The sequence below is a fragment of the Flavobacteriales bacterium genome, from assembly GCA_013001705.1.
In the GTDB taxonomy this organism is placed as follows: domain Bacteria; phylum Bacteroidota; class Bacteroidia; order Flavobacteriales_D; family JABDKJ01; genus JABDLZ01.
Genome location: JABDLZ010000263.1, coordinates 1 through 3,823, shown reverse-complemented (window position 1 = coordinate 3,823; position 3,823 = coordinate 1). Strand labels below are relative to the sequence as shown.

Here is a 3,823-nt window from a genome sequence, read left to right as displayed (position 1 = left end):
TGATATCCTGGTAGTAAACAGTGAGTGAGGTGTCGCAATCATCCGTTGCATTGACATATAAAGACTGCATCTCATCACAGGGTATCTCTATGTAGGGATCATCTATATGTATTTCAGGAGCTACCGTATCGATCAAATTGATGGCCTGAGTAGCGATCGAGCTATTACCACAATCATCTACAGCGGACCATGTCCGTTCAAAAGACAGGCAGTCACCTGGTATTTGAGTCTCAGAAAATATGACGGGAATATCGCCATCACACGCATCGAAAGCCGTGACTTCAGGTGCAGGTGGCAAAGAGGTGCAGTATAGGTCGATATCATCAGGTACACCGGTCAGCCAGGGATTCAGATCATCGACCAAGGTGATGGTCTGTATATCGATGGCCGAGTTTCCACAGGCATCAGTGGCCGTATAGGTCAGAGTCCACACCCCGCCTTGTCCGCAGCTCGGGTCAAAAACACTATCCACTTCGACATTCACCGGATAATAGCATTGATCATCGACCACATAGCCAGCATGGTCACCGACTTCATCACAATCAACACTCACATCATCGAAGGCCTCGATCGTTGGAGGAATGGTGTCGATCTCTACATATTGGAAATACAAACTCTCTTGATTGCCGCACAGATCGGTCACCGTGATGTACCAATCGACCACCTCGCCTCCGCAATAGGTGTCATACTCATCCACGATCTCGATAATGAGGTCCTCCTCAGGCGTGCAATTATCAGCATACTGGAAATCCGGGAATTGTGAGGGTGCACCACAATCGGTCGTTATCTGAAGGATATTCGGAGTAATAGTAGGTGCCTCATCATCCCCTACAACAGTGGTTATCACTCCGCAATGGATGAGTGTATCGGGAACACAACCTTCACAATCGATGATCAGCGCCACTTCTACCGACTCGTTACAATTACTTCCGATCTGCACATCGATACTGGAACCATTGTCATTCAATATACTACCGTTGCCTACCACCGACCAGAGATAATCGGGATTATCGCAGATACCGGTAATGGGCGCGGTGTAGGTCTGAATAGACCCCGGGCATACTGGACCCGTCTCTCCTTCGATAATGCACGAACCACAAGGCACCCCACTATCCAGAACGGATGCCGTATCCGAGTCTGCAACATCGGCCAGGCCTAAGTCTTCACCCAGCTCATCCACGGGGTTGAGTTGAACGGAGGCCGTATTGACAAGATCCCCAACGATGGTAGTCTCATAATAATAGGTGATACTATTCGCTGGAGCATCATCCACCGGGCCGATCGGATATCCACCTGATGCGACCATCAAGCCTGGGCTCGCTTCAGTGATGCCGAGATCGGCATCGGTGAAGGACACCAGTTCCAGATAGGTGTCTCCGAGGTTGGTGATCTTGAAACAGTAGGTCACAGGGTCACCCGTAAGACCAGATACCTCTTCTACCCCAGGACATGAAGCTCCATTGTCATGGCCCAGATAGACCGTCTTCTCCAGGAGCACGGCTGGGTCACATGATTCGAAGACGATCTCGCTGAAGTCATCTTGAAGTTCTTCGAAGGTGGCCTGAGTATAATCTGAATTGGCAGGAGTCAATCCATCCCCATTTCCTGGAGCTGTATCCTCATCTGGCCCCGTCATAGAGGCGATATTGCTCAAATTGATGTTCTCTCCGAGGGCGAAGGCATATATGTGAGAACCTGCGCTCTTAACAGCATCTGCCTTAGGAATGGCTTGATTCAATGCATCGGTCTCATCACAACCTGCGCATGTTGTGTTGTCATCATTAACATAGGCTGTCGGGTTTCCATCGGTCATGAAGATGACAAGGTCGGCCAGTTGAACCGAATTCAGCGAAATGACGTCATCGAATACGGCCTCCCAGTTGGTCCAGCCTACTGCTTCATATCCAGAAGTACCATTAGCAGGTGGGTTGACTCCTCCTGGGTAGAGGTATTCTGAAAGATCGCTGATGAAATCATCATCGATAGTCCGGTAACCAGGTGCTCCGGGTCCCGCACCATCAATATCTATGATCTCGGATTCAGTACTGAACTCCACGATAGCCATATCCCCTCCTTTGTTGTTCAGAGCGGTGGCCAGACCGAGTGTAGCTGCTCTTACTTCCTGTTCGTTCTGAGAGAACTGACCGGGAAAAGCAGCGTCATCATCGATAGAGCCGGATTCATCCAGGATCAAGACCACGTTGAAATCCTCACATGGTCCGATGACCAGGTCCGGATTATCTACGATAAGAGATCGCAAAGCATCCTCGTCAGCGGGGTCGAAGGGGACGAATTTGGTCCCAGGTTCTATGGAAGGTTCGCTGGTCTCCTGCCCAATGAGAATACCTCCACAGAGCAGTGAGAATAGGAACGAAAGAGTGATCGACTTCGAAAAAGCCGAGTACATCGAAGTTGGCATTAGAACGCGTTTAAAGGTTGGAAGAGCACATCAATTCAAAGGTCAGCACTCTTTTCGTAGACGAAAGTTATTAAAACTTCGACCAGCGCGCCAATATATTCGTCAAAAAGAATCTACTCGAGAGCTTATCAAGTTCGATTTTCAAGAATATCAGTTGCCAATCTGCTTGACGATAGCCTGCACACAGCGCTGACCATCGATAGCCGCTGATACGATTCCTCCCGCATAGCCCGCTCCTTCTCCACAAGGATACAAGCCTTGGATATCCACGTGCTGCAGCGTCTCTTTATCGCGTGGGATGCGTATGGGAGAAGAGGTACGTGATTCAGTAGCTACTACTACGGCCTCATTGGTCAGATAGGCAGGCATCTTCTTTCCGAATTGCTTGAAAGCACTCTGAAGTGCCCTATGGATCCGCTCGGGAAGGACGAGTCCCAGATCGACAGAGGTGATCCCTGGATAATAGCTGCAATCCGGCAGATCGGAAGAGACCCTCCCATGTACAAAGTCATTCAATCGCTGGGCCGGTGCTGTCTGGGTCTCTCCTGCCAGCTTCCATGCCCGTTTTTCGACACTAGCTTGGAAGTGCATTCCAGCGAGTGCACCATATTCTGCAAAAGGTCTGATGTCCGCATCACGCACCTGTACCACTATCCCTGAATTCGCATAGGGATTGTTACGCTTACTCGGACTCCATCCATTGGTCACTATCTCTCCCGGACGAGTTGCACAAGGAGCGATGATACCACCGGGGCACATGCAGAATGAGAATACTCCTGTATCCCCTACTTGACATACCAGATTATAGGATGCAGGAGGTAAAATATCGGGTCTCGTACTCTTCCCATATTGCATCCGATCCACCAATTCCTGCGGATGCTCCACCCGTACTCCAAGGGCAAAGTCCTTATTCTCGATGCGTATATCCCGTTCTCTGCAGAGTGTGAAGATGTCCCTCGCAGAATGTCCTGTAGCTAGAATGAGTTGGTCTACTGCTATCTCCTGATCACCATTTATGAGAATGGCCTGTACCTGCTGGTCACGGATAATGATATCCGTCAATCGGGCGTTGAAATGAATCTCACCCCCGTGATCGAGAATCGTCTCTCGGATTGCGGTGATGATCCCCGGTAACTTATTGGTCCCAATATGCGGATGCGCATCTATGAGTATATCCCTTGCCGCTCCATGAAAGACCAGTGTCTCGAGTATCTTCTGAACGTCTCCCCGCTTCTTCGATCGTGTATATAGTTTCCCATCGCTGTACGCACCAGCCCCTCCTTCTCCGAAGCAATAATTGCTCTCCGGGTCTACGATATGCTCCTTGTTGAGCTTAGCGATATCCCGTCTTCTGGCCCGAACATCCTTACCTCTCTCGTAGACCACAGGTCTCAGCCCCATCTC

2 protein-coding genes are annotated in these 3,823 nt (G+C 49.9%); both read right to left on the bottom strand.

The window, feature by feature from the left end:
* On the bottom strand, positions 1–2,419 hold a 2,419-nt coding region (locus HKN79_10510; protein NNC83998.1), incomplete at its 3' end, for a hypothetical protein.
* Positions 2,420–2,569: 150 nt separating this feature from the next.
* Positions 2,570–3,823, bottom strand: a 1,254-nt coding sequence (locus HKN79_10505; GenBank protein NNC83997.1) for an FAD-binding protein, incomplete at its 5' end; no start/stop codon positions are given.